General features: G+C 57.9%; 28 protein-coding genes and 1 riboswitch. Of the genes, 16 read left to right on the forward strand and 12 right to left on the reverse strand.

Going from position 1 to position 25,500, the window contains the following annotated elements:
- Positions 1-61: 61 nt before the first annotated feature.
- From HZ995_RS10855 to HZ995_RS10880, 6 genes are all read right to left on the reverse strand, one after another.
- Positions 62-1,279, reverse strand: coding sequence for a TCR/Tet family MFS transporter (locus HZ995_RS10855; RefSeq protein WP_209355675.1), 1,218 nt, complete (start codon positions 1,277-1,279; stop codon positions 62-64).
- A 91-nt stretch (positions 1,280-1,370) separates the two neighbouring features.
- Positions 1,371-2,174, reverse strand: coding sequence for an alpha/beta fold hydrolase (locus HZ995_RS10860; RefSeq protein WP_209355676.1), 804 nt, complete (start codon positions 2,172-2,174; stop codon positions 1,371-1,373).
- Complete coding sequence (locus tag HZ995_RS10865; RefSeq protein WP_209355677.1) at positions 2,175-3,362, reverse strand: endonuclease/exonuclease/phosphatase family protein; 1,188 nt, start codon at positions 3,360-3,362, stop codon at positions 2,175-2,177.
- 5 nt (positions 3,363-3,367) lie between these two features.
- Positions 3,368-4,339 carry a threonine ammonia-lyase gene (locus HZ995_RS10870; protein ID WP_209355678.1) on the reverse strand — a complete coding sequence of 324 codons (972 nt, stop codon included), beginning with the start codon at positions 4,337-4,339 and terminating at the stop codon, positions 3,368-3,370.
- A complete protein-coding gene (locus tag HZ995_RS10875) occupies positions 4,336-5,163 on the reverse strand; it encodes an alpha/beta fold hydrolase (protein WP_209355679.1) in 828 nt (275 codons plus the stop codon). Before HZ995_RS10875 ends, HZ995_RS10870 begins: the two co-directional genes overlap by 4 nt.
- On the reverse strand, positions 5,163-5,846 hold the full coding sequence (locus tag HZ995_RS10880; protein WP_209355680.1) for a haloacid dehalogenase type II: 684 nt from the start codon (positions 5,844-5,846) through the stop codon (positions 5,163-5,165). Before HZ995_RS10880 ends, HZ995_RS10875 begins: the two co-directional genes overlap by 1 nt.
- 137 nt (positions 5,847-5,983) lie before the next feature.
- Between HZ995_RS10880 and HZ995_RS10885 the strand changes: the two genes are divergently transcribed.
- The gene (locus HZ995_RS10885) at positions 5,984-6,469 is read left to right on the forward strand and encodes an FKBP-type peptidyl-prolyl cis-trans isomerase (protein WP_209355681.1); all 486 of its coding nucleotides are present in this window, start codon (positions 5,984-5,986) and stop codon (positions 6,467-6,469) included.
- A 69-nt stretch (positions 6,470-6,538) separates the two neighbouring features.
- Here the strand turns inward: HZ995_RS10885 and HZ995_RS10890 are convergent, their stop codons facing one another.
- The 3 genes from HZ995_RS10890 to fabA are packed head-to-tail and all read right to left on the reverse strand — an operon-like array spanning position 6,539 to position 9,144.
- The gene (locus HZ995_RS10890; RefSeq protein WP_209355682.1) at positions 6,539-7,330 is read right to left on the reverse strand and encodes an enoyl-ACP reductase FabI; all 792 of its coding nucleotides are present in this window, start codon (positions 7,328-7,330) and stop codon (positions 6,539-6,541) included.
- A gap of 42 nt (positions 7,331-7,372) precedes the next feature.
- A complete protein-coding gene (gene fabB / locus HZ995_RS10895) occupies positions 7,373-8,602 on the reverse strand; it encodes a beta-ketoacyl-ACP synthase I (RefSeq protein ID WP_209355683.1) in 1,230 nt (409 codons plus the stop codon).
- Positions 8,603-8,634: 32 nt separating this feature from the next.
- Positions 8,635-9,144, reverse strand: coding sequence for a bifunctional 3-hydroxydecanoyl-ACP dehydratase/trans-2-decenoyl-ACP isomerase (gene fabA / locus HZ995_RS10900; RefSeq protein ID WP_209358244.1), 510 nt, complete (start codon positions 9,142-9,144; stop codon positions 8,635-8,637).
- Between the two features lie 172 nt (positions 9,145-9,316).
- On the opposite strand from fabA, the gene irr reads away from it, so the two are divergent.
- Positions 9,317-9,733: a Fur family transcriptional regulator Irr gene (gene irr, locus HZ995_RS10905; protein WP_209358245.1), complete on the forward strand. Its 417-nt coding sequence runs from the start codon at positions 9,317-9,319 to the stop codon at positions 9,731-9,733.
- Between the two features lie 35 nt (positions 9,734-9,768).
- On the opposite strand, the gene HZ995_RS10910 is transcribed toward irr, so the two are convergent.
- A complete protein-coding gene (locus HZ995_RS10910; RefSeq protein WP_209355684.1) occupies positions 9,769-10,506 on the reverse strand; it encodes a class I SAM-dependent methyltransferase in 738 nt (245 codons plus the stop codon).
- A gap of 20 nt (positions 10,507-10,526) precedes the next feature.
- The gene (locus HZ995_RS10915; RefSeq protein ID WP_209355685.1) at positions 10,527-11,396 is read right to left on the reverse strand and encodes a hypothetical protein; all 870 of its coding nucleotides are present in this window, start codon (positions 11,394-11,396) and stop codon (positions 10,527-10,529) included.
- Positions 11,397-11,501: 105 nt separating this feature from the next.
- On the opposite strand from HZ995_RS10915, the gene miaB reads away from it, so the two are divergent.
- The 14 genes from miaB to HZ995_RS10985 all read left to right on the forward strand — a co-directional run bounded on the left by miaB (position 11,502) and on the right by HZ995_RS10985 (position 24,874).
- Positions 11,502-12,824 carry a tRNA (N6-isopentenyl adenosine(37)-C2)-methylthiotransferase MiaB gene (gene miaB / locus HZ995_RS10920; protein ID WP_209355686.1) on the forward strand — a complete coding sequence of 441 codons (1,323 nt, stop codon included), beginning with the start codon at positions 11,502-11,504 and terminating at the stop codon, positions 12,822-12,824.
- A gap of 193 nt (positions 12,825-13,017) precedes the next feature.
- Complete coding sequence (locus tag HZ995_RS10925) at positions 13,018-13,593, forward strand: OmpA family protein (RefSeq protein ID WP_245168648.1); 576 nt, start codon at positions 13,018-13,020, stop codon at positions 13,591-13,593.
- Between the two features lie 11 nt (positions 13,594-13,604).
- Complete coding sequence (locus HZ995_RS10930) at positions 13,605-13,922, forward strand: hypothetical protein (RefSeq protein ID WP_209355687.1); 318 nt, start codon at positions 13,605-13,607, stop codon at positions 13,920-13,922.
- A 158-nt stretch (positions 13,923-14,080) separates the two neighbouring features.
- Positions 14,081-15,112 (forward strand): PhoH family protein, encoded by a 1,032-nt coding sequence (locus HZ995_RS10935; RefSeq protein WP_209355688.1) that lies wholly within the window; start codon positions 14,081-14,083, stop codon positions 15,110-15,112.
- 65 nt (positions 15,113-15,177) lie between these two features.
- On the forward strand, positions 15,178-15,669 hold the full coding sequence (gene ybeY / locus HZ995_RS10940; RefSeq protein ID WP_209355689.1) for an rRNA maturation RNase YbeY: 492 nt from the start codon (positions 15,178-15,180) through the stop codon (positions 15,667-15,669).
- A 30-nt stretch (positions 15,670-15,699) separates the two neighbouring features.
- A complete protein-coding gene (locus tag HZ995_RS10945; protein ID WP_209355690.1) occupies positions 15,700-16,596 on the forward strand; it encodes a hemolysin family protein in 897 nt (298 codons plus the stop codon).
- Positions 16,577-18,091 (forward strand): apolipoprotein N-acyltransferase, encoded by a 1,515-nt coding sequence (gene lnt, locus HZ995_RS10950; RefSeq protein ID WP_245168649.1) that lies wholly within the window; start codon positions 16,577-16,579, stop codon positions 18,089-18,091. The genes HZ995_RS10945 and lnt overlap by 20 nt, the downstream gene beginning before the upstream one ends.
- Positions 18,092-18,128: 37 nt before the next feature.
- A riboswitch (SAM-SAH riboswitch) is annotated at positions 18,129-18,179 on the forward strand.
- Between the two features lie 4 nt (positions 18,180-18,183).
- Entirely contained in the window at positions 18,184-19,365 is a 1,182-nt protein-coding gene (gene metK / locus HZ995_RS10955; protein ID WP_209355691.1) for a methionine adenosyltransferase, read from the forward strand.
- A 117-nt stretch (positions 19,366-19,482) separates the two neighbouring features.
- The gene (locus HZ995_RS10960; protein ID WP_245168650.1) at positions 19,483-20,115 is read left to right on the forward strand and encodes a hypothetical protein; all 633 of its coding nucleotides are present in this window, start codon (positions 19,483-19,485) and stop codon (positions 20,113-20,115) included.
- A gap of 70 nt (positions 20,116-20,185) precedes the next feature.
- Positions 20,186-20,914 (forward strand): tRNA (guanosine(46)-N7)-methyltransferase TrmB, encoded by a 729-nt coding sequence (gene trmB, locus HZ995_RS10965; protein WP_209355692.1) that lies wholly within the window; start codon positions 20,186-20,188, stop codon positions 20,912-20,914.
- A gap of 154 nt (positions 20,915-21,068) precedes the next feature.
- The gene (gene aroA / locus HZ995_RS10970; RefSeq protein ID WP_209355693.1) at positions 21,069-22,421 is read left to right on the forward strand and encodes a 3-phosphoshikimate 1-carboxyvinyltransferase; all 1,353 of its coding nucleotides are present in this window, start codon (positions 21,069-21,071) and stop codon (positions 22,419-22,421) included.
- Positions 22,418-23,029: a (d)CMP kinase gene (gene cmk / locus HZ995_RS10975; protein ID WP_209355694.1), complete on the forward strand. Its 612-nt coding sequence runs from the start codon at positions 22,418-22,420 to the stop codon at positions 23,027-23,029. Before aroA ends, cmk begins: the two co-directional genes overlap by 4 nt.
- A 91-nt stretch (positions 23,030-23,120) precedes the next feature.
- The gene (locus HZ995_RS10980; protein ID WP_209355695.1) at positions 23,121-23,753 is read left to right on the forward strand and encodes an NAD(P)H-dependent oxidoreductase; all 633 of its coding nucleotides are present in this window, start codon (positions 23,121-23,123) and stop codon (positions 23,751-23,753) included.
- A 122-nt stretch (positions 23,754-23,875) separates the two neighbouring features.
- Positions 23,876-24,874, forward strand: a complete 999-nt coding sequence (locus tag HZ995_RS10985; RefSeq protein WP_209355696.1) for an aldo/keto reductase — start codon at positions 23,876-23,878, stop codon at positions 24,872-24,874.
- Here HZ995_RS10985 and HZ995_RS10990 read toward each other — a convergent pair.
- The gene (locus HZ995_RS10990; protein WP_209355697.1) at positions 24,871-25,293 is read right to left on the reverse strand and encodes a GNAT family N-acetyltransferase; all 423 of its coding nucleotides are present in this window, start codon (positions 25,291-25,293) and stop codon (positions 24,871-24,873) included. The genes HZ995_RS10985 and HZ995_RS10990 overlap by 4 nt on opposite strands.
- Positions 25,294-25,500: the final 207 nt, after the last annotated feature.

Here is a 25,500-nt window from a genome sequence, read left to right on the forward strand (position 1 = left end):
TTAACTCGCACCAGCTTGGTGAGTTAACGCTATCAGCTGACCGCCCGATTGCGACAAAGTTTTATGCGTTTTGTGTCGCTTGTGATGCACTACGCCACGTAAAGATCACGATCGCGATGCCCATGAGGAGTGCTGCCAGCAAGAAGGACGCACCGGGCAGGTAGATCGGGGCCGAGTCTCGCGTGAAAAAGGCGAAGGTTTGGTTCATCACCAAAGGCGAAATCACCATGCCGATGGCCGCCACAGACGTGAGCACGCCTTGCAATTCCCCTTGTGCGTCATCAGGGACGACGCGCGACATTATGCCTTGCAACGCAGGCAGGCCGATAGAGGCGAGCGCGGCGATAGGTGTGAAGGCGAGGATCAACATGCCGCTGGGTACCAAGCCGATGAAAAGCATGGCGAAAATTTCGAGGCCGAGACCGAAAATCACCGTGCCGCGATAGCCGAAGCGATTGATCAAAGGCTGCACCAAAAGAGCTTGGCTGGCGGCATAGAAAATGCCGAAAACGGCCAGAGATATCCCGATCATGCTGACGCTCCAGCCAAAGGCTTCGGCGGTGAAGTAGCTCCAGATCGCGGGGTACACATAGGCTGAGACCTGATAGAAAAAGAACACCAAGAGAAGCGCGCCTAGGTTTGGGAGCTTGGAGACGGCGGCAAACGCCCCAAGCGGGTTTGCGCGTTTCCAGCGGAAGGGGCGGCGGATCTCATCCGTGACGGTTTCTTTTAGGACGAAATAGCCTAGGATCACATTCGCGCCGGCGAGGGCGGCGGCCGCAAAGAACGGCGCGCGGGTGCCAAATTCCGCAAGCATACCGCCAAGCGCTGGGCCGAGGACAAAGCCAATGCCAAAGCCTGCACCAATCAGGCCGAAGTTCTTCGCCTTTTGATCCGGCGTCGAGATGTCTGCCATATAGGCGCTGGCGGTAGAGTGCGTCGCGGCGGTAATGCCTCCGACGATCCGGCCCGCCAGCAATAGCCAGATGCTGCCCGCCAGAGCCATGACGATGTAGTCAAGCGCCATGACCGTCAGGGAAATCAGCAGGACGGGTCTGCGGCCATAGCGGTCAGACAGGTTGCCAAGGAAGGGACCAAAGAGGAACTGCATCGCGGCAAAGGACGCGGCCAATATGCCGCCCCAGATCGCCGCATCCGAGATGCCGACGCCCTGAACCTCTTGGATCAGATCGGGCATCACAGGCATGATCAGACCGATGCCCATGGCGTCAATCACAACGGTCATAACGATGAAGATGATCGGCAATCTTGATGACATAACGGTCCCCAAACCCTCTTAGGGGTCAGAGATAAGGGATTTAAATGCAAAATCAAACTGATCAGTTCAGTTTTGACAGTTTGCCGTAGGGTCAGATTTCCGCGTCTTGGGCTATGTGGCCGATATCTTTGAGGAATTGCACCAAGGGCATGGCAAAAGAAATTGGCTGATCCACGGGCGAAAGGTGCCCGGATTTGCGAATGATTTCCACTTTTGAACCCGGGATGAGCTCTACGATCTCTCGGGTCATGTCCGGCGGGATGATCTTGTCGTCAAAGCTGGCGAGCCCCAAAGTCGGCAGGCGCAGACCGCTGGTGGGTGTGTAAAAATCCGTGGTTTTTACCGCTTCCATATAGCCGATCACCACCTCATCCGGCAGGGCCGCGAGGCTTTTGCGCCAAGGCTCGGTCTTGCCGTTCAGATGCCAGTCTTTGGTGAACCAGGCTTCAATCGTGCGGCTTGTCATGCCGCCGGTGCCCTTGGCGCGCACCTCTTCGATTTGCTTGTCCCACTGGCTGGCAATCCCTACCCGCGCCGAGGTATTCGCCAGCACGAGGCCTCGGATGATATCCAGCCGCTTCACAGCCAATCCCTGCGCCACCATGCCGCCAATCGACAGGCCGACAACGACCGCATCGCGGACCTTCAGGTGATCCAGAACCCGTTCCACGTCACGCACCAGACTGCCCATCTTATAGATACCCTCAGGTGCCGTGCTGTCGCGATGGCCGCGCATATCTGGGCGTATGATCCTGAGGCCCGGAGGCAGGTGCTCGATCATATCCTCCCATAGATGTGCGCCGGTTCCGAGCGCGTGCAACAGCACCAAAGGTGCGCCATTGCGTGGGCCTTCGTCGATCACGTTAAGGCTGTGGGTGCCGAGGTCGATCTTCATTCATTTCAATCGCATATGGGCCATGATCTGCCCGTGATCAGAGGCCAGTTTGTTATAGGGCGCTTCCGGGTGGCTGCCGTCGGTGAGATGGTCGTTAAAGACACTAAAGTACTCCATATCGCCGATCCGGTCGGGATTGTCAGGATTGAAATGACGCGACAGGTAAATCTGGTCGATACTTTCATGCACGCCGCCAAACGCGGTCGTATAGACCACATCGCGCAGGCTTTTGCGCAGGAATAGGTTCTCGGCAGAGACGAGCTGCATTTTCAGCAAAGCCGCGCGGATCTGTTTGTCCTCAGCCTCGCTGTAGCGATCGCGCGGCGTTTCGGCGTCGTGGCGCAGCATCCAAGCGTAGTTTTTGAATGGTGTCTCGCCCGAGATGATTTCCGAACTGACCGCGTTTTCGCCATCGTTGAAATCGCCCGTGACGGCGACGGGGTTGCCCGCCTCCAGTTCCTTGACGATCTCGCGGCGCAGAACCCAAGCCTCTGCCATGCGGCGCACTGCGGCGCGTAGGGATCCAAGGGCACGGCCAATTGGATCGTATTGGGTGAGATCTGCCTCGGGGGCAGGGCCTCCGTGATCGGGGCGGGGGAATTCGCCGAGTTTGGATTTCAGGTGGCAATTGAAAAGCGTCACCACGTGATCGCCCACGGGCACGCGCACCTTGAGGATCGGGCGGGAGAGACGAGTGATCCGGATCGAGCCGCCGTCGCCTCCGGTCAGATCCTGCATGGGAATGTCGAGTGTTTCAGGTAGGTCCTGAATGACCTCAGGATCCCCGACAAACCCAAACCGGCTGAGGACCGCGACGCCAGGGCGGCGATGGCCTGGCTCGCCTGTGTCGTTGACGTTCTTGGCAAAGGCGATGTAGCGCGTGTCATAGGGGTCAAACCCCAGCTTTTTGAAGATCGCTTTGCGGTGATAGCGTTTGTCGCGACTGGGGATCACAGCGGCATTCAGGGCCGCGCCCCGTTCATTGGTTTCCTCAATCACTTGGCGCAGCGCGTCTTCTTCAAAGATCTCTTGAAATCCGATGATATCGGCATCCATCGACAGGATCTGATCCGCCATCCAATCGACTTTCCACGCATGTTCCTCGGGGGTGTAGGACTGGAAGCGATAATACTCCTGATCTGCTCCGATCAGGTTTTTGACGTTGAAGGACGCAAGCGTGAAATGCATGGGATCTATCCGTAGGTCTGAAGGACTTGGGTAAAGAGCGCAGGGTCGACGTTGCCGCCGGTGGTGACGGCGATGGCGGTGTCCATCGCGAGCGCGTCGCCATGAAAGAGCGCCGCCGCAAGCGACACCGCGCCGCCGGGTTCCAGCACGATTTTGAGGCGGTTGAAGGCCAATGCCATGGCGCGTTTGGCCTCTTCATCAGAGACCGCGATGCCTTGGCCTGCGAGGCGGTGGAGGATAGGGAAGGTCATCTCACCGGGCGCAGGCGTGAGGATTGCGTCACAGAGGCCTTTTGCCGGGCTATTGTGGGCCGTGATCGCACCGGTTTCGAGCGAGATGCGCACGTCGTCAAACCCTTGTGGCTCGCAGGTGCGCACTTTCATCTTTGGCGCTTTGGCTTCTAGTGCCAAGGAAATTCCCGCAGACAAGCCACCGCCGCCTGTACAGATCAAAACCTCTGCCGCATTAATGCCGACCTCCGCCGCTTGTTCGGCAATCTCAAGGCCAGTGGTGCCTTGGCCTGCGATGACCTGAGCGTCGTCATAGGGGCGGATCAGGATCATGCCAGCTTTGGTGTATGCCTCAGCAGCCTCTTCGCGGCTTTCGCCCCCGGCGCGGTCATAAAGGACCACGTCTGCGCCCAAAGCACGGGTGTTGTCGATTTTAATCTGAGGCGCATCGGCTGGCATGACGATCACGGCTTTCACGCCGTGCGCCGCTGCCGCAGATGCCACGCCCTGCGCGTGATTGCCCGAAGAGAAGGCAATGACGCCCTGTTTTCTCTGCGCGTCGCTGAGCGCTGAGACCGCAGACCATCCGCCGCGAAATTTGAATGATCCGGTGTGCTGCAGGTTTTCAGGTTTCACGAAAACATGCCGTCCGGCGATCTCGTCCAAGAATGGCGACGACAGAAGCGGTGTGCGTCTTGCGTGGCCCTTGAGCCGCTGGGCGGCGGCTTCGATCATGTCTATGTTCATGTGAGCCTCGCAATCCAATCGCGCAGGGTGTCCAGCGCTTCTGGTTCATCCAGAAAGGGGATATGACCGCGATCTGCTACGGTGACGGCCAGAGCATCGGGCAGTTCCTTTTGCATGCGCTCAAAGGCGGTCGCGGACAAAAGGTCGGAGTTCGCGCCTCGGATCAGGGCCACAGGTAGATGCGCGAAGGCTGTAAAAAAGGGCCAGAGGTCCGGCACTGCTTGCAGGCTGGCGGCCTCGACCGCGTCGCGCAGCTTGGGGTCATAGGTGTTGATCAGGCCGTTCGGTGTCTGGTGGTGCTGTTTCTCGACTTCTTCGCGCCAGCGGCTGTCGGGCACATTGGCAAAACCTGCCATGACGCTTGACCGCACGGCCGCGGCTTCGGCATAGGTTTTCCACACGGGCGGGCGGCCCAGATAGCCCATGATGGCCGAGAGACCCGCTGTGTCGAGTTCCGGCCCGATGTCGTTCATCGCAACGCCGATCAGACGATCCATACACATTGCTCCAAGCGTCATCGCAATTAGCCCGCCGCGCGAAGTGCCTAAGATTGCGAACCTCTCAAGACCCAGATGATCCATCAGCTCAATCGCGTCTTGGGCTTCGCGCGAGACGGAATAGGTGGTGAAATCCTCGACCCAATCAGATTTGCCACGCCCGCGATAGTCCATCTTGATCAGCCGCGCGCCGGGCAGATGGCCGTCGATGTAGCTGAAATCGGTGGAATTACGTGTCAGGCCCGAGAGGCAGAGGACGGGGGCCTCTTCGGTGCCCTCATCGGTATAGAAAATTGTGACCCCGTCAGAAGTTTGAAAATTGGCCATCAGGCCCTCGCTAAATCTGGAATTGTGGTGAGGTCAGACAGAACATGATGCGGGGTCCAAGGCAAGCGGTCCATCGGTTCGCCTGCGCGGTTGACCCAGACAGTGGTGAAGCCAAAGCCTGCAGCCCCCGCCGCGTCCCAACCGTTAGAGGATACAAAGAGCACCTCGTCGCGCGCGCAATTAAAGCGGTTTGTCACAAGCTCATAGACCGAGGCGTCTGGTTTAAAGATACCCACGCTTTCTACACTAAGAACGTCATCGAGCACATTGCCGATCCCAGCACTGTCGACGGCACCATTCAGCATATCAGGCGATCCATTGGACAGGATCGCCGTCTCAAACTCCTGATCTTTCAGGGTTTTCAGCATCGTTGGCACCTCTGGATAAGCCGAGAGTTCCCAATAAAGTTGTAAAAGCCGTTCGCGCAGCGCGGGCTCAGCGAGGCCAGAGGCCTCCAGCGCCCAGTCCAAGCCCTCCTGGGTCACTTGCCAGAAATCCGTATGGGCGCCTGTGATGGCACGCAGCCAAGTGTATTGCAGCTGTTTCAAGCGCCAGTCATTTGCGACCTTGGGCCAATGGGTGGCAAATGCTTCGCGCCCCGGTTCCTGGGCCGCTTCACGTGCGGCAGCGGCGACGTCAAACAGCGTGCCATAGGCGTCAAAAACGCAAGCTTTAATGGGCATATGAGATCCTCCGTTGCGGCCAGAATGATCCCTTGCAGCGTGAAGTCAATGCAGGGCGATTTGCATCACGGGATTTTTCCCGATAGGGGAGGCGCGTCAGAGGTCACGGGGACGTCTGAGAACAGATTGGACAGACCATGAGTGACGCAAAACAGCTCGCCAAAGCGGGCGACAACGTACAGATCCACTACACCGGCACGCTGGATGACGGCAGCACCTTTGACAGCAGCGAGGGCCGCGATCCGCTGGCGTTCACTCTGGGGTCTGGGCAGGTCATCAAGGGTTTTGATGACGGTGTGACCGGCATGAGCGTCGGCGAAGAAAAGACGATCCACATTCCATGCGAAGACGCTTATGGCCCGATCAACCCAGCCATGATGCAGGATGTGCCGCGTGAGCAGATCCCGGACGAGATCCCTCTGGAGCTGGGCATGATGCTACAGATGCAGGGGCAGGCGGGTGATGTAATCCCTGTGACGGTCGTGAATATCACCGACGATACCGTCACGCTGGACGCAAACCATATGCTCGCGGGCAAGGATCTGACCTTTGCCTTGAAGCTGGTCAGCATCGGCGCGCCGGTTGCGGCGGGTGGCGAAGAGAAAAGCTGCGGCTGCTGCTAAGTATTTCGTTCAGAACAGAAAAAGCCGGGTGATATGCCCGGCTTTTTGCTTTTTAGATGTCTATGAAACCTAGAGGTTTTCCGGCTGCGGCATGCCCAGAACGTGATAACCACCATCCACGCGGATGATCTCACCAGTTGTGCAGGCCCCGGCTTCGGACGCCAGATAAACCGCAGTTCCACCGACCGCTTCCAATGTCGCATTTGCACGCATCGGCGCGTTGGATTCGGTCTGACGGAAGGTCTTGCGTGCCCCGCCAATCGCAGCGCCTGCCAGTGTTTTCATCGGACCCGGAGAGATCGCGTTCACGCGGATGCCTTCTGGGCCAAGGTCGTTTGCTAGATAGCGCGTTGCCGCCTCAAGCGCGGCTTTCGCAACACCCATGACGTTGTAGAAGGGCGTCACACGGTTAGAGCCCTGATAGGTCAGGGTCAGGATCGTCCCGCCTTGGTGCTTCATCAAAGGATGGGCACGACGGGCGACTTCGATCAGGCTATAGGCCGAGATGTCCATGGAGTTCTTGAAGTTCGCGCGCGAGGTGTCCAAGAACCGGCCTGTCAACTCGTTCTTGTCTGAATAGGCAATCGCGTGGACGACAAAGTCGATGTTGTCCCAGCGCTGGCCCAGCTGATCAAACGCTGCATCCAAGGACGCATCATCCGTCACATCCACATCGACCATAAAGTCGCTACCAAGGCTTTCTGCCAGAGGCGCAAGGCGTTTGCCAAAGGCCTCGCCCTGATAGGTGAAGGCCAGCTCCGCGCCGGCTTCATGCATAGCTTTTGCAATGCCCCAAGCGATCGAGCGATCGTTGGCGACGCCCATAATCAGGCCGCGTTTTCCTTTGAGCAGGTCAGACATATCTTTCGTCCCTTAAAGTTGTCTTGTTGCTAAATCAGTGGGTTAGCCGGTGTATTTCGACATGATCATCGACCCGTTGGTACCGCCAAAGCCAAAGCTGTTGGTCATCACGCTATCAAGCCCTGCGTTTTCCACGAGGCTTGTGGCGATTTCGCCTTCGTTGATGCCATCGGCGAGGGTTTCCACGTTGATCGACGGGGTGATGAAGTCATTGTCCAGCATCAAGAGGCAGAAGATCGCCTCCATCGCGCCGGCCGCGCCCTGACCGTGGCCGGTCATGGATTTGGTCGAGCTGATCGGAGGCACATTACCCTCGCCGAATACACGGCGGACCGCTTCGACTTCGCCGACATCGCCGACAGGGGTCGAGGTGCCGTGGGCGTTGATATAGCTGACTTTGCGCCCCTCAGGCAGAGTCTGCAGCGCCAGACGCATCGCGCGCTCGCCGCCTTCGCCGGAGGGGGCGACCATGTCGTGGCCGTCAGAGGTTGCGGCGAAACCCGTGACTTCGGCGTAGATCTTGGCACCGCGGGCCAGAGCGTGGTCGAGATCTTCAAGCACCACGATGCCACCGCCGCCGGTGATGACGAAGCCGTCGCGGTCTTGGTCAAAGGCGCGTGATGCTTTGGTCGGATCGTCGTTTTTCTTGCTGGACATCGCGCCCATGGCGTCAAAGAGGCAAGAGAGCGTCCAGTCCAGTTCCTCACCGCCGCCTGCAAACATGACGTCCTGTTTGCCCATCATGATTTGCTCCGCCGCATTGCCGATGCAGTGCAGGGATGTCGAGCAGGCCGAGGTGATCGAATAGTTGATGCCTTTGATTTTAAAGGCCGTCGCGAGGTTTGCCGAAATGGTCGAGCTCATGCATTTTGGCACGGCGAATGGCCCAATGCGCTTGGTCGCGCCGGTTTTCGCAACGGTCTGGTGCGCAGTCAGCATGGCCGAGGTCGACGGCCCGCCAGAGCCTGCCACGAGGCCAGTGCGTTCGTTGACCACATGCTCCTCAGACAGGCCAGCATCCGCGATGGCCTGAGACATCGCAATATGGGCATAGGCCGCGCCCGGCCCCATGAAACGGAGGGTGCGTTTGTCGACATGTTCGCTGACGTCGATTTTCAACGTACCCGCCACCTGAGAGCGGAACCCGTGTTCCACCATCTCGGGGCTGGCTTCGATGCCGGATTTACCTGCCTTTAGGCTGGCGATGACTTCTTCTGCGTTATTGCCGATTGAGCTGACGATGCCCAAACCAGTGACGACGACTCGACGCATATGCGTACTCCTGAATTTGTGCCGGGGTGGGCTTAGCTTTCGGACAGGGCGACTTTCATGCCTGTGACTTGATAGATAACCTCTCCGTCGGCCTCTACAATACCATCCGCGACGCCCATTGTCAGACGGCGGGTTTGCACGGCTTTGGTGAAATCCACCTTATAGGTCAGCATTTTGCGATCCGGGCGCACCATGCCGGTTAGTTTGACTTCGCCAACACCAAGCGCATATCCGCGCCCTTGCCAGCCGCGCCAGCCAAGGTTGAAACCGGTCAGCTGCCACAAACCATCCAGACCCAGACAGCCTGGCATGATCGGATTACCTGGGAAGTGGCAGTCAAAGAACCAGAGGTCCGGCGTGATGTCGAATTCCGCCACCACATGGCCTTTGCCATGCAGGCCGCCGTCGCCGGAAATATCCGTGATCCGATCCATCATCAGCATCGGAGGAGCAGGCAGCTGTGCATTCCCTTCGCCGAATAATTCGCCGCGGGCGCATTTCAGGAGGTCCTCTTTGTCAAAGCTGCTTGGATAATCGGCCATAGAGGCATGCCCCTTTCTTGTCATTCTGTGTCTTCATTTCCGTCTAGCACTGCATGCCATGGGGCTGCAAGGTGACACTGAGGGTGCAACACCTGTCTTTGCGACGCATTTTCAATTGAAAGGGGCGTCAGCGGGGCTTATATTGGCTGTGAACCAGATGGCAGGCACTTTAATGACACCAACCGCGATCAAGAATGGAACCAAATGGCTGGCGAGCGCAGATGTGCGCCCGACGCGTCAACGTGTTGCGCTTGCGTCTTTACTGGTGGGTGACGGAATGGATCGCCATGTCACTGCCGAGAGCCTGTTTGACGATGCCCGTGGCGTCGGTGAAAGCGTGTCTTTGGCGACGGTGTATAATACTCTGCGCGCCTTTTGCGATGCTGGTTTGATGCAGGAAATTACGGTGGATGGCTCTAAAAGCTATTTTGACACCAATATTTCCGACCATCCGCATTTCTTCTGGGAAGATGATCGTGTTCTAACCGATGCGCCTGCAGAGCAGCTTAAGATCGTCCAACTGCCAGAAGCACCAGCGGGTGCCGAGATCTCTAAGGTCGACGTCGTAGTGCGTCTGCGCCGGAAGTAATCTGACATTCTTAGAAATTAGCGATCAGCGCGACGTCAGTCGTTCCAACGTTGCACGTAATCGGTCTGATAGGCCCGTTTGGCGCGCTTTGGTGTCAGGGGCTTGCGCACCACGTAGTGAATGATCAAAGGCGCCCCGGCGGGCAGCTCGCCTTGAACGCGCGGGCGGCGTCCGGTTTGCGTCGGGTCGCTGACGCGAGCGGTTTGATTGGCAAGGGCAGGGCGGAGCGGTTGCAGTAGAACGTCCAAAACCTCGTACCCTCGAGCGTTTTGCCAATAGCCAAAGATCATCTCGGGGCAGATCTGATAAAACCCGTGATTTATCCAGTTATTGCACGGGGATTGTCCGATCAGAACCCCTCCGGGTTTTAGCGCTTTGTCGATATTTTTATAGGCTGTGGGAAGGTCAAAAATATGCTCGCACGTGCCCCCGTCGTAGATCACGTCAAACTGCGCCTCTAGCTCTTTGGGCAGTTTTTGGGACAGGTCACAGACGATGGATGCCTTCTCAAAATCGGAATAATCGATCGAGTCGACCTGCGAAAACCCAAGTTGATGAAACAGGGCTTCGGAATAGGCATCGTCTGCATTGTGCAATTGATCCTCGGTCACGCCGGGCAAGTGCTCTTCGAGTACCTTTGACAGTAATTTCGCTGAGGCTCCTCGGCGAGAGCCGACCCATGTTTGACGCCCGAGCATCGCAAAACGCCCAGTGAGGTCGTGGGTTTTCACCGTTTCAATAAGCCGGGCAACGAGCGTGTCTGGAAGCGCCATTTACGCAGCACCGAAAGGGGTTAGAACCACTGACCCGGCTCCATCAACCCGAGGTCCATCAACTGACGAGAGTGCCACTCAAACGGCACGGAATTGTGCCATTTAAAACTCTTGATGTCATAGGTCGAGCCCGCGTTGGTCTTGAGCGCCTTCGCCGCGCGGAACGAACAGACCGAGGCGGTCAGGTTGCTGTGCCAGGCGCAGCTATAGGTGTTCATTTCTTCGTCTGAGAATGTGAAGTCCGGACGCAGGTAAACGCCTGGTGTGGCTCGGAAAATAGAGATCCTGTCGATCTTGCGTTTGGCTTTTGGAATGTGTTCTTCAAACCGCCAGCGAAGCCCGCCATAGAAATCAAGTTGGCGTTCTTTGGGGTGATTGTGGTTCTCTGGGTCCGGCCGCGCCAAAGCGTAATAGCCAGCCTTGTCCATCATCGCCCCTTCGATAGTCACCGCGTCCCGATGCTGATGCAGGTTTTCGGCATAAAGGTCGACCACATAGGTCAGCATCGCCGAGCGGCGCTCTTCGGCGTGAAAGGCTAGCATTTCGCCGATGCTGCGCGTCTCGCAGAACGGAAACAGCAGGTATTCGGCGTTAAAGCAGTAATAGAGCCATTGACCCGCACAGGCCTCCGCGACCTCATTGACCGCAGTGATCATGTCAGGGCCGCTCGCGGTCTCCATGTCGATACGGATAACCATCTCGGCGACATCATGGGCCAGCTTGAAACCACTTGGCATAAAGGCCAGCACTTGCTTGAACCCGATGTCCTTGTGGTGGCGCAGGGTGGTGTCCAGCTCCACATCGTCTTCGGCAAAGATCAGGGCAAGCGGGCCTTTCGCAACAAGACCTGCGTCGGATTTCAATAGCTCGGCAAAACTCGTGAACTGCATCGGTGCCTACTTTTGATTTTTGCTGAAAGTGATCGAAATCGCCTCTTATTGCAAGCGTCACGCATCGTGGTATAGGGAGGCGCTCTGGATTTTAGAGGTAAGATCATGGCCGACCCCAAGAAGCTCTTTATCAAGACCTATGGCTGTCAGATGAATGTCTATGACAGCGAACGCATGGCCGAGGCTATGGGGGGCGCTGGTTATGTGACCACGGAAACGCCGGATGACGCGGATATGATCCTGCTGAACACCTGCCACATTCGCGAGAAGGCGGCCGAGAAGGTCTATTCCGAGTTGGGCCGTTTTAAAGGGCTTAAGGCCGAGAAGCCTGACCTAAAAATTGGCGTCGCAGGCTGTGTCGCGCAGGCCGAGGGCGAAGAGATCATGCGCCGCCAGCCTTTGGTTGATCTGGTCGTGGGGCCTCAGGCCTATCACCGTCTGCCAGAGATGGAAGAGAAGGCGCGTGGCGGGGCAAAGGCCTTGGATACGGATTTCCCCGAAGAGGATAAATTCGAGAAACTGAAAGGTCGCGGCAAAGCCAAACGGGCACCTGCTGCGTTCTTAACCGTGCAGGAAGGCTGCGATAAATTCTGTGCTTTTTGTGTGGTGCCCTACACACGCGGTGCGGAAGTCAGTCGTCCGGCAGAACGCGTCCTGAACGAAGCGCGCGATCTTGTGGAACGCGGCGTGCGCGAGATCACCCTCTTAGGCCAGAACGTAAACGCCTATCATGGTGACGGCCCAAAAGGAGGCACATGGTCTCTGGCCGATCTGATCTGGGAACTTGACAAGGTCGACGGGTTAGAACGCATCCGCTTTACCACCAGCCACCCCAATGACATGCAGGACGATCTGATCGCCGCTCATGGTGAATGCAGCAAGCTGATGCCGTATCTGCACCTGCCGGTGCAATCGGGCAGTGACAAGATCCTCAAGCGCATGAACCGCAGCCATACCGCCGAAAGTTACCTGCGCTTGATCGAGCGCATCCGCGCGGCGCGTCCAGATATCCTGATCTCGGGTGATTTCATTGTTGGCTTCCCAGAAGAGACCGAAGAAGATTTTCAAGACACCATGGCCCTGATCGAAGAGGTCAAATACGGTCAGGCGTTTTCCTTTAAATATTCCACGCGCCCCGGCACGCCTGCAGCGGAACGTCCGCTGGTAGATGACGCAGAGGCCTCGGATCGCCTCTACCGCCTCCAAGCCCTGATCACCAAGCAGCAGCAAGAGATCCAGCAGTCCATGGTGGGCCGCGAGGTCTCTGTGATGTTTGAACGCAAAGGGCGGCTTGAGGGGCAGATGGTCGGCAAGTCCGAATATCTGCACGCGGTCCATGTGGCAAATGCGGATGTGAATGTCGGCGATATCCGCGCTGTGAGAATCGTTGAAAGCAGCGCAAATTCGCTGGGTGGCGTTCTCGTTTAAGGTAACAAAAGTTAACCTTTCAGCCCGTTCCCTATATTTTCTTGGCGCTGCGCGGGTTTCTATGGTCGCCCACAATATCTTGTGGATTTCCCTTCACATGATCGGAAAATTTGCTACAGTACTGTCATGAATGATGTCGGCTCTTCCCTTGGCTGCTGCGGCCCGGGTGGCGCGCGACAGTGAGGGTAGTATCGTGGCAGATCATTTTAAAACCGGCCTGCGCCGTGCATTGGGGAGCATCGCAATTGCTGCGATCACATGCACCAGCGTTGCGACCACTGCGGTCGCGCAAGGCACCAAAACCATCCGAGGCGCGGAATATAAACCTACCATCTGGGTCGACCCGGATGGCTGTCAGCATTGGGTGATGGACGACGGCGCAGAGGGCTATATGACCCCGAATGTGAACCGTCATGGCATTCCAGTGTGCGACCATTCCAAACTTTGCGGCATGATGAATGCGGATCAGTTCTTTGCCTCTGGCAGCTATCGGATCACCAGCCAGGGCCGCGCGCGCCTTGCGCAGTTCTTTCAGCAGAACGGCTCGGACGCCTATATCATCATCGGCCATACCGACAGCCGGGGCTCTGACGAAAGCAATATGAAGCTTTCCTTCAACCGCGCCGCGACCGTCGCGAATGTCGGCACCAGTGCTGGCGCGAATATCGTCGACGTGCGGGGCTATGGCGAGCGAATGCCGCGGGCCTCGAACAAAACATCCGTCGGCCGCGCGGAAAACCGCCGCGTCGAAATCATGTGTCTGAATTAAGGGGAGCGACGATGAAACTGAAATCAACAGCACTCGCTCTCCTGGCGGCAACGGCGGTCTCGGGCTGTGTCGAGTCCTTTGAGGGCGGCAAGAACATTGCCGATAAGACCATCGATCAGGGGTTTGACGACAAGCACCTTAGCCAATTGGTGGCCGGTATTTGGGTCGATCCAAACGGCTGTGACCACTGGATTATTGACGACGGTCTCGAGGGATACCTCAGCCAGCGGCTGGATCGCTATGGCAAGCCGGTCTGTTCTGGCATCGCACCGCCCAATACGGCAACCGGCCCCTACAAAGAAGGGTCCAAGTACTACGACAAACTATGATCGGGTCCCAGATCACAGATCATCATCCAAAAGACCGCGCGCATCCGCTCGCGGTCTTTTTTTGTAACTCTGGCGTGAATTTTGCCGCCAACTGCTTGCAGGTCTTTTGGAAAATTTGCAGGCTAAGACTCAGAGCCATTTAGAAAAAGGAGAGCTGCTTGGCCATAAGTGCCCTGACCCCGCCATCCACTGGGGAAACATCGAAAGAAGTTCTGATCGAGTTCCCAGACAATCGCCTTTTGATCGACCTTTGCGGTGAGTATGACCGCAATCTCGCGGATATAGAGCAGCAGCTCTCGGTTCAAATCATTCGCCGTGGCAACCAACTGGCCATTTTGGGCGAAGAGGCCCATCAAAAAGAAGCGGCCGAGGTCCTGCAGTCCCTCTATCAACGTTTGGAAACCGGCAAATCGGTTGAGCACGCGGATATCGATCGCGAGCTGCGCATGGGTGGATCGGAAAAAGGCACCGGAGCGCGGGACGGCGACCAGATGGAGCTCTTCAAAGGCGGTAAGGTCGAGATCAAGACTCGCAAAAAGCTGGTTGAGCCTCGGACCGATGCACAAAAGGCCTATGTGCAGAACCTCTTCAAAAACGAAATGGCCTTCGGCATTGGCCCGGCAGGCACCGGTAAGACCTATCTCGCCGTGGCCGTTGGTGTGTCGATGTTCATCGGAGGCCATGTGGACCGTATCATCCTTAGCCGCCCTGCGGTCGAAGCGGGTGAAAAGCTCGGCTATCTGCCCGGCGACATGAAGGACAAAGTCGACCCCTATATGCAGCCGCTTTATGATGCGCTGAACGATTTCCTTCCGGGCAAACAGCTCGCGAAACTGATCGAAGAGAAAAAGATCGAAATCGCGCCGCTGGCCTTTATGCGGGGCCGCACCTTGGCGAATGCTTTTGTTGTGCTGGACGAGGCGCAAAACGCCACCACCATGCAGATGAAAATGTTCCTGACCCGCCTGGGCGAAGGCTCGCGCATGGTGATCACCGGTGACCGCAGCCAGGTTGACCTGCCCCGCGGCGTGCAATCGGGGCTGCGTGATGCAGAAAGGTTGTTGAGCGGCATCAAAAACATAAGCTTCAACTATTTCACCGCAGATGACGTGGTCCGTCACCCGCTTGTGGCCGCCATCATCAAGGCCTATGACGCGGATTCTGAACGCGCCATGGCCGACAAAGCCTAGGCTTTCATCTTGCGCAAAATACTCACGGGGGTGTGGGGGCAGTCAGCCCCCACGAGGCCAGTCACATGATCGTAGACATCCAATTCGAAGACAGTCGCTGGCAGGATCTGGACCTGCAGAGGCTGGCCGATCAGGCTTGCGCTCAGACGCTGGCCCATCTCGGCTTGGGAGATGACTGGGAGGTCAGCCTTCTGGCCTGCGATGATGCGCGTATTGCCGATCTGAATGCCGAGTTTCGCGAGAAACCGACCCCCACCAACGTCCTTTCTTGGCCCTCAGAGGAACGCGGCTCTGATGAGGACGGTGGCAACCCCGATCTGCCCGAAGGCCCCGACCCAGAACTCGGCGATATCGCCATCGCCTATGACACCTGCGCCCGCGAATCCGAGGCGGTAGGCAAGCCAATGCGCGACCATGTCACACATCTATTGGTTCACGGCGTGCTACATTTGCTGGGATATGATCACATTCGTGACAAAGATGCCGCCCTTATGGAGGGTTTAGAGGTCGAGATACTTGGCAAACTAGGGTTGAGTAACCCATATTATGAAGGATAACGGGGTTTCTCCCCGATTTGGAAAGGTACAATGGGCGACAGCACCGACGGGTCTTCTATCGCAGCGCAGAGCGCGCAGGGCGAGATCCCAGAATTAAATAAAAGCGGCGGGTTTTTCCGTCGCATCCTCGAAGCGATCAGCCCCGCAGATGTGGGCGAGGTCGCAGAACCTCAGCAAACCGATAAGCCGAGCACCCAGACCCATGGGATGATCAACCTGCGTCGCATGCGGGTTGAGGACGTGGCCGTGCCCAAAGTGGACATCGCCTCGGTTCCCGTCACCATGACACGTGCCGAGCTGGTGGATGTGTTCCGCGAAAGCGGGTTTACGCGACTGCCGGTCTTTGACGGCACGCTGGATACGCCGGTGGGCTTTGTGCACCTCAAGGACTTGGCCCTGAAGCACGGGTTCAATGGATCCGGTGGACGGTTTTCACTGCGCCAAATGCTGCGGCCTCTGCTATTCGTGCCGCCCTCCATGCCCATCGGTGTGCTGCTGACAAAAATGCAGACCGAACGGCGTCACATGGCCTTGGTGATTGACGAATACGGCGGTGTGGACGGGCTTGTGACCATCGAGGATCTGATCGAACAGGTGGTCGGAGAGATCGAGGACGAACACGACCAAGAAGAGGCTGCGCTGTGGCGCGAGGAAAGCCCGGGCTGCTATCTGGCGCTGGCGAAATCTCCGCTGGATGAGTTTGAGCCGGTCATTGGACGCTCGCTGACCAACCACGAAGAGATCGACGAAGAAGAGATCGACACTCTGGGCGGTCTGGTCTTTATGCTCGCCGGTCGTGTGCCCGCGCGGGGCGAAGTCGTTGTGCACCCCGATGGCACAGAGTTCGAAGTCGTGGACGCCGATCCGCGCCGCATCAAACGGCTGCGTGTGATCCTAAGCGATCAAAATGCCCATGCCGACGGCTGATCTGGTGTCGCGCTATGCTGGGCTGCCCCGTTGGGGGCGGCTTGGTATTTGGGCAATATTGGGCGTGATTTCAGCCATGGGACAAGCGCCCTTCGGATGGGCGCTTGTCTCGGTTCTTGGCTTTGCGTTCGCCTTTCTTTTCTTTGAACGCACAAAGGGCACCGATGCGCCTGCCGCACAAGGTTGGACCTTTGGGTTCGGCTATTTTCTTCTGACACTCCAATGGCTTGTGAGCCCCTTCCTTGTGGAACCCGAGCAGCATGGCTGGATGGCGCCCGTTGCCTTGGCGCTGATGCCTGGCGGGCTTGCGTTGTTCTGGGCCGCTGCTTTTTGGGGAGCAGGTCGCTTGGGCAGAAGTTCTGCCTTGATCTTTGCACTGCCGCTGATGGAACTGGCCCGCGCCTATGTTTTCACAGGCTTTGCCTGGGGCATGCCTGCTTATGGCATGGTTGATAGCGCCTTGGGGCAGGTGGTCACCTGGGTCGGATCCCATGGGTTGAATGTCTTTGTGCTCGCGATTGCTTGGGCCGTTGCGCAGGCGATCAACTCTCACGGGCAGTTTCGGCTCGCATTCCTAGGCCTCGCTGTCGCCGGAGTGGTCGCCATTCTCTGGCCTGCGCCTGAGCCAATGGCACCGCGCGACGACGCTCCAATGATCCGGTTGATACAACCCAACGCAGCGCAACATGAAAAATGGGATCCAGACCTGATCGATGAGATCTTTGAGCGTGGCCTTGCCCTGACGCGGGCAGAGGCCGAGGGGCCGATTGCTCTGACTATTTGGCCTGAGACATCATTGCCCGAGATCCTGAACTATGGCGATGAGCTTTTGGCGCAGGTCTCCGAGGCCGCCGGACTGGCCCCCGTGGTGATCGGAGCGAACCGTTTTGAAGGCCCACGACTTTTCAATTCCGCCGCGCTCATCGGATCTGATGGCGAGGTCCATGCGATCTATGACAAGCACCACCTTGTGCCCTTTGGGGAATATCTGCCGTTTGGCGATTTCCTTGCGCGGTTTGGCTATTACGGCATGGCTGCGAGCCAGGGGCATGGTTTCTCACCTGGAGCTGGGGCCGAGTTGATGGATCTTGGCCCGTTGGGCCTCGCGCTGCCATTGATTTGCTACGAAGTGGTTTTCCCGCAAGATGTGCGCGCCAGTCAGATCCGAGCCAATATGCTGATGCAGATCACCAATGATGCGTGGTTTGGGACGTTCTCGGGCCCCTATCAGCACCTCGTTCAGGCGCAGATGCGGGCGATGGAAATGGGCCTGCCGATGGTGCGGGCAGCCAATACGGGTGTCTCGGCCATGATCGATGCACGCGGTCGGATCGTGGCGCAATTGCCGATGAATGAAGCGGGATATCTAGATGTACGCCGCCAGGATCCTTTGCCGCAAACGCTCTATGCCTGGGTAGGAGACGCGCCTGTTTTGGCATTTCTGATCCTGGTGCTTCTGGGATACATCACCGTCCGCCCCCGCGAATTCGCTTGACCGCATGGTCAACCCCGCCTAAGTCCCGTTGATATCACCGCCGCCACAACGGCTTCCTGACGTGGCGGTTAGATTTCTCAATGGAGCACTTCATGGCACGACAGAATTACACGTTCACTTCCGAGTCCGTTTCGGAAGGACACCCAGACAAGGTCTGCGACCGCATTTCCGATGCCGTCCTTGACGCTTTCCTCGCCGAGGAACCCGAGGCGCGCGTTGCAGCAGAGACCTTTGCCACCACAAACCGCGTTGTTATTGGCGGTGAGGTGGGCTTGTCTGATCCGGACAAACTCAAAGATTACATGGGCAAGATCGACGCGATCACCCGCGCTTGCATCAAAGACATTGGCTATGAGCAAGACAAATTCCACCACGAGACCGTAGAGGTCACGAACCTGCTGCACGAACAATCTGCGCATATCGCACAGGGCGTGGATGCGGCCGCGGATAAAGACGAAGGCGCGGGCGACCAGGGCATTATGTTCGGCTACGCGACCAACGAAACCGACGCGCTTATGCCGGCTCCGATCCAGTATTCCCATGCGATCCTGCGCCGTCTGGCCGAGGTGCGCAAATCCGGCCAAGAGCCTGCGCTGGGCCCGGACGCGAAATCTCAACTTTCCGTTGTTTATCGCGATGGCAAGCCTGTGGGCGTGTCGTCTGTGGTTCTCTCCACGCAGCACCTTGATGAAGCGCTGAGCAGCGAAGACATCCGCGCCATTGTTGCACCTTATATCGAAGAAGTTCTGCCAGAGGGCTGGCTGTCTGCCGAGACCGAATGGCACGTGAACCCAACCGGCAAATTCGTCATCGGCGGCCCTGACGGGGACGCGGGTCTGACGGGCCGTAAGATCATCGTGGATACTTATGGCGGCGCGGCACCTCACGGTGGCGGTGCGTTCTCTGGTAAAGATCCAACCAAGGTTGACCGTTCTGCGGCTTACGCTGCGCGCTATCTGGCCAAGAACGTCGTGGCTGCAGGCATGGCAGATCGCTGCACGATCCAGCTGTCATATGCGATTGGCGTGTCCAAACCGCTGTCGATCTATGCGGACACCCATGGCACCGGCAACGTGGCTGATGCTGCGATCGAAGCAGCTGTGGCCTCCGTGATGGATCTCACGCCGCGCGGCATCCGCCAGCATCTGGGTCTGAACAAGCCGATCTATCAGCGCACCGCAGCCTATGGCCACTTTGGTCGTACGCCGGACGCGGACGGCGGGTTCAGCTGGGAAAAAGACGATCTGGTGACAGCGCTGAAAGCTGCCGTCTAAGCACATCGCCTTGACGAAAGAGACACAAAGGTCGCCAAACTGGCGGCCTTTTTCTTTGCCGCCTTGGCAGCTCTCGCTTGCTGCGCTAGCTCTGAAGAGCACGCCGGAGGATCTGAATTGCGTAGTTTATTTGTTGTTTTTGCCACTCTTTTGGCCACTCATGCCGTTGCCGAAAGCCATGGCGACCTGCCGCCCAAGTTCGAAGTGCGTGGCACGACTTTGGTCTATGACACCGAGACGAGGGTAAACTCCGAAATTGAATCCGACGACGTGGACCACCTTTTGGCGGTGTTGCGCGCCAACGAAAGTTTGCGCGTGCTCGAACTCAACAGCAGCGGAGGCAGCGTTTGGGCCGGGCGCGAGATGGCGCGGATCGTGATTGATTTCGGGCTGGACACCATCGTGCATGGGGAATGCGCGAGTTCCTGCGTCCGCGTTTTTCTGGCAGGCCAAAAGCGTCAGATGACCTTAGGGTCTAAGTTAGGGTTCCACCAACCCTTCTGGAGCGCGGCCAATATGCAGAGCTACTACGAGCAATGGCGCGAGCAGGATGGCTGGGACACACCGTTCGAGTTCTCTGAATGGGTCTTTGAAGACACCCAGCGCGAGTTCCACGAAGACCTCACCTATATGATTTCGCGCGGGGTGGATGCTGAGTTCGCGGTGAAAAGCAAAGGCATCCCAAACAGCGACAACTGGTACCCAACACGGGTCGAGCTGACCTTGGCGGGCGTCTTGCGCAGCGAATAATCGTCACGAAAGGCTTGCACATGACGCGTCCATACGGCAGAGGGCGCGCAGCAAAACCTATGGAACCTTTATGTCAAACCCATCTGATATATCCAAAACTCACCCCTCTGGCGCGCCTTGGCGGAATTTCTACGGCCGCTTCAAAGGCAAGGGGCTGCGCAAGTCTCAAGAGGCGTGGCTGGATGAGGATCTGGCGGCTCTGTCGCCGGGCAAGGTGAGCTGGGAAGACAATCCAGAGCGCGAGGCTTTGGATCTGGAAGGGTTGTTTGGAGACCGCGATCTATGGCTGGAAATCGGCTTTGGTGGCGGCGAGCATATGATTCATCAGGCCACTCAGAACCCCGATGTCGGGTTCATCGGCTGTGAACCCTATATCAACGGCGTCGCCATGCTCCTGGGCAAGATCCGCGAAGCAGGGGCCGAGAATATCCGCATCCATCCGGGCGACGCGCGGGATATGTTTGATGTGTTGCCGCCGGAGTCCGTGTCCAAAGCCTTTTTGCTCTATCCCGATCCGTGGCCGAAGAAACGTCACCATCGGCGTCGCTTTGTGACACAAGAGCACCTAGTTCCTTTGCATGGGGTTATGAAACCCGGCGCGATCTTGCGGGTGGCGACTGATATTCCTGACTACGTACGTCAGACCCTGCAAGAGGTGCCTAAGGCCGGCTTTGAATGGTTGGCCGAGACGGCGGAGGACTGGCGGCAGCCTTGGGGCGACTGGATTTCGACTCGCTATGAGCAGAAGGCATTTCGCGAAGGCCGGACTGCGCATTACCTGACATTCCGCAGGGTTTAGGCGGGCAGGGGCTTTGCCTCTTTGTGCGGGATTGCGGGCTATCCCTCCCATTCACCCTGAAGTACTTGCGGCAAGATGAAATCTTGGCTTGGTCATGGACGCCGGGAATGTTCTGCGCTAACAGCTTGCCTGACTTGGAACAAGGAAGACCCGAATGTCCGGACATGGCACCCCGATCCCAATGACCTCTCGTCCCTGCGGCCCGCTGAAAGGCGAGGCGATTGTGCCGGGTGATAAGTCGATTTCGCATCGGTCTTTGATTTTGGGCGCTTTGGCCGTGGGCGAGACCAAGATCTCGGGGCTTTTGGAAGGCGAAGACGTGATTGACACCGCCAAGGCGATGCGCGCCTTTGGGGCAGAGGTTGTCGATCATGGCGGCGGAGACTGGTCTGTGTTCGGCGTAGGTGTCGGAGGCTTTGCCGAGCCTGATCAGGTGATTGACTGTGGTAACTCGGGTACTGGCGTGCGTCTGATTATGGGGTGCATGGCGACCACGGGGATCACGGCGACATTCACGGGGGATGCGTCCCTGAACAAACGACCGATGGCGCGGGTTACCGATCCGATTGCCTTGTTTGGCGCGCAGTCTGTAGGTCGCACTGGGGGGCGTTTGCCTATGACAATCGTAGGCGCGAAAGAGCCGGTGCCGGTGCGCTATACGACGCCTGTGCCCTCGGCGCAGGTGAAGTCTGCGGTTCTTTTGGCGGCGTTGAATGCGCCGGGGCAGACGGTGGTGATCGAGAAAGAAGCGACACGTGATCATACCGAACGGATGCTGGCTGGTTTTGGCGCGGAGATTTCTGTGCGCGACACTGATGAGGGACGTGAGATCACTCTGACGGGTCAACCGGAATTGGTCGCGCAAGAGATCGCGGTGCCGCGCGATCCGTCTTCAGCGGCTTTCCCTGTCTGTGCGGCTTTGATCACACCGGGCTCTGATGTGTTGGTGCCCAATATTGGCCTCAACCCGACGCGCGCTGGGCTCTTTACCACGTTGCAGGAAATGGGCGCGGATCTGACCTTTGAGAACGAGCGCGAAGAGGGTGGCGAGCCTGTTGCCGATCTGCGGGCGAAATTCTCGCCGGACCTGAAGGGTATCGACGTTGATCCGGCGCGCGCGGCGAGCATGATTGACGAATATCCCGTGTTGTCTGTGGTGGCCTCTTTTGCCCAAGGCGATACGGTCATGAAGGGCGTCAAAGAGCTGCGTGTGAAGGAAAGCGACCGTATTGATGCGATGGCCAAAGGGCTTCGCGCCAATGGCGTTGAGGTCGAAGAGGGAGAAGATTGGTGGATCGTCAAAGGTCTGGGTCACGGCAATGTACCGGGCGGCGGCACTTGCGAAAGCCAGCTCGATCACCGGATTGCCATGAGCTTCATGGTGATGGGCATGGCCGCGCAGAAACCGGTCTCTGTGGATGACGGCGGGCCAATCGCGACGTCTTTCCCGATCTTTGAGAACCTGATGGGCAATCTTGGCGCGCAAATCGTGCGCACGAACGCATGAGCTTTACCGTCGCGATAGACGGGCCTGCTGCGGCGGGCAAAGGCACGATTTCCAAGGCGGTCGCCGCGCATTTCGGATTTGCGCATCTGGACACGGGGCTTTTGTATCGTGCGGTTGGGGCTAAGGTTCTGGTGGGTGCCGAGGCAATTGCCGCGGCTGAGGCTTTGACCGCTGAAGATCTGGAGGCCGACAACCTGCGCACGCCAGAGGTGGCGCAAGCAGCGTCCAAAGTGGCAGTGATCGCCGAGGTGCGCGCCGCTTTGGTGGCGTTCCAACAATCCTTTGCCCGCCGCGCAGGCGGAGCGGTGTTGGATGGGCGCGATATCGGCACGGTGATCTGCCCAGATGCCGAGGCCAAGCTCTTTGTGACTGCCAGCGCTGAGGTGCGGGCCGAGCGGCGGTATCTTGAGCTTGCAGCCAAGGGTCACAGCGATACCCGCGAAGAGGTCTTGGCCGATGTCAAAGCGCGCGATGAGCGGGATATGAACCGTGCAGAGGCTCCGTTGAAGGCCGCAGACGACGCCATTCTGATCGACACAAGCGATCTCTCGATTGAGGATGCCGTGGCGCGCGCTGTGGCTGAGATTGAGGCGCGGTTGTCTGCCTGATCCAGCGGCGATGCAGAATTGACATGGGTCACCGCTTGACCGGAGTCTGCGCCGGATTATCTCGGGGTCAGCAGAAAGAATAGGACAAGAGATGTTTCTTGAAAAACTGGACTGGCGTTATGTCGTCAAGAAGATGGATCCCACCAAAACTGTCGCCCAGGCCGATGTCGACCAGATCATCGAGGCGATCCGGATGGCACCGACCTCGAGCGGGCTGCAGCCGTTTGAGCTCTTGGTGATCACCAATGACGAGATCCGCGCCAAGATCCAGAAAGTTGCGTGGAACCAGGCGCAGATCACCGAAGGCAGTCACCTATTGGTGTTCGCCGCCTGGGACACCTACACCGAAGCACGTATCGATGCGGTCATGCAGCATATGGCCGAGGAACGCGGCGGGCTGACTGAGACGCTTGAGGGCTACTATACCAACCTTAAGAAAATGTACTTGCCGCGCGAGGCTGAGGTGAACTTTGAACACGCAGCGCGTCAGTCCTATATCGCGCTTGGCTTTGCCATGGCAGCCGCGGCGGAACTGGGTGTGGATTGCACGCCGATGGAAGGGTTTGACCCCGTTAAGGTAGATGAAATCCTTGGCCTTTCGGCAAAGGGGCTGCGCTCGGTGACGCTCTTGCCCTTGGGCGTTCGGGCCGAGGCGGGCGATTGGCTCAAGGACATGCCAAAAGTGCGGAAGTCCAGATCCGAGATGGTTTCCGAGATCGCCTAAACCGCCATCAACATTAGAATAAGAGCCCCGGCCATAAGGTTTGGGGCTCTTTTCTTGGCAAGCCCTCATGTGGGCTTTACGCTTGTCGCAGCAGAGTTGATTTCCCCTCAGGAGTTTACCCAATGAAGACGCGCAAAATTGGTCGCAACGGTCCCGAAGTCTCGGCCCTTGGTATCGGCGCTATGTCGTTTTCCAACTTCTATGGCGAGACCGATGAGGCGCGCTCGCATGCGATCCTGGATGTGGCGCGCGAGGCTGGTGTGACCCATATCGACACGGCCAATGTCTATGGGATGGGCGCGTCCGAGGCGGCAATCGGGACATACTTCGCCAAACATGGCGCTGGGCTGCGGGACGGGTTCCACATCGCCACCAAAGCCGCCATCACCCGACGCGATGGCAAACGGTTTTACGACAACACGCTGGAGCACCTCGAAACCGAGCTCGACCAGAGCCTCGCGCGTCTGGGCACCGATCACGTGGATCTCTTCTATGTGCATCGGCGCAATCCTGACATCCCGATTGAAGAGGTCGCGGGGTTTCTGGGGCAACTGAAAGCCAAAGGCAAAACCCTCGGCATCGGTTTTTCCGAAATCGCGCCCACGTCCCTGCGCCGCGCGGTCACTGAGCACCGAGTGGATGCCGTGCAGTCAGAGTATTCCCTGTCCACCCGTGCGCCGGAACTGGGGCTGGTTCAGGCCTGCGCCGAACTCGGCGCGGCTTTGGTGGCCTTCTCACCCGTCGGGCGGTCTTTGTTGACGGATGACCCGATCCCTCTGGAGCGCGCGTCGAGCTTGCCGTGGCTTGGCACGAACCCTCGGTTCCAAGAGCCGAACTACAGCGCCAATCTTGAGGCCGTGAAACCCTTCCGGGCGTTGGCCACAGACATGGGCCTTCCCGCCGCTGGCCTCGCCATCGCTTGGGTCTTGGCGCAGGGCGATCATGTGACGACGATCCCGGGCACGCGGTCGGTGGCGCATTTCATGGAGCTGGTGGCGGGGTGGCAACGCGTGTTGACGCCCGATGAGGTGAAGGCCGTGGAAGAGGCCTTGCCACTGGGGTGGGCCCATGGGGATCGCTATAGCGAGGATCAATGGGTTGGGCCGGAACGGTATTGTTAGGGCTCTTGGGTCAGGCTTTTAGACATCCGAAAGTAGGGGATGTCACCTTTGAAAAATCGGTTGCCATCAATGGAAAACCCGAGTCTTTTGTAAAAGGGTACGGCAGTTTCTCGGGCGTCGAACCAAAAGACTTCCGCATCCAAGTCATGGGCCACTTTCAAAAGGTGTTGGAGCATCAAAGATCCAAATCCTAAGCCTTGAAAATTCGCATCAGTAGCGAACTTGCGCAGTCTGACCGTTTGGCCGTCGCGAAAGAGGGAGGCGACGCAGATCAATTTCTCTTCTAGAAAGCCGCCAAAATGCAGCGCAGTTTCGTCCCCGTCGAGTAGCGAGTGTTCGACGGGATAGCCCGGCCAAAGTATTTTGTGACGCAAGGGCAGGGTGTCTCCGGCGGAGATGGCTTTGATCACAATCGACATATGGAGTTGTTTGCAGAAAGTCACGGGATCGGCAAGTCACTGAAAATCTAGGCTTAAGCCTTGCAAAACAGGCGATTCCCCCATAAACAGCGCGCTATCTGACGACCGACAAGAGTCGCAGCCATGGTGAGCAGGGCCTAAGGGAAACCTTTGGCCCTTGTTGTTTGTGTTTTTTACCATGGATTGCAACGCTTTAGCGCGCGGTAT

The sequence above is a fragment of the Cognatishimia activa genome (assembly GCF_017798205.1).
GTDB lineage: Bacteria > Pseudomonadota > Alphaproteobacteria > Rhodobacterales > Rhodobacteraceae > Cognatishimia > Cognatishimia activa_A.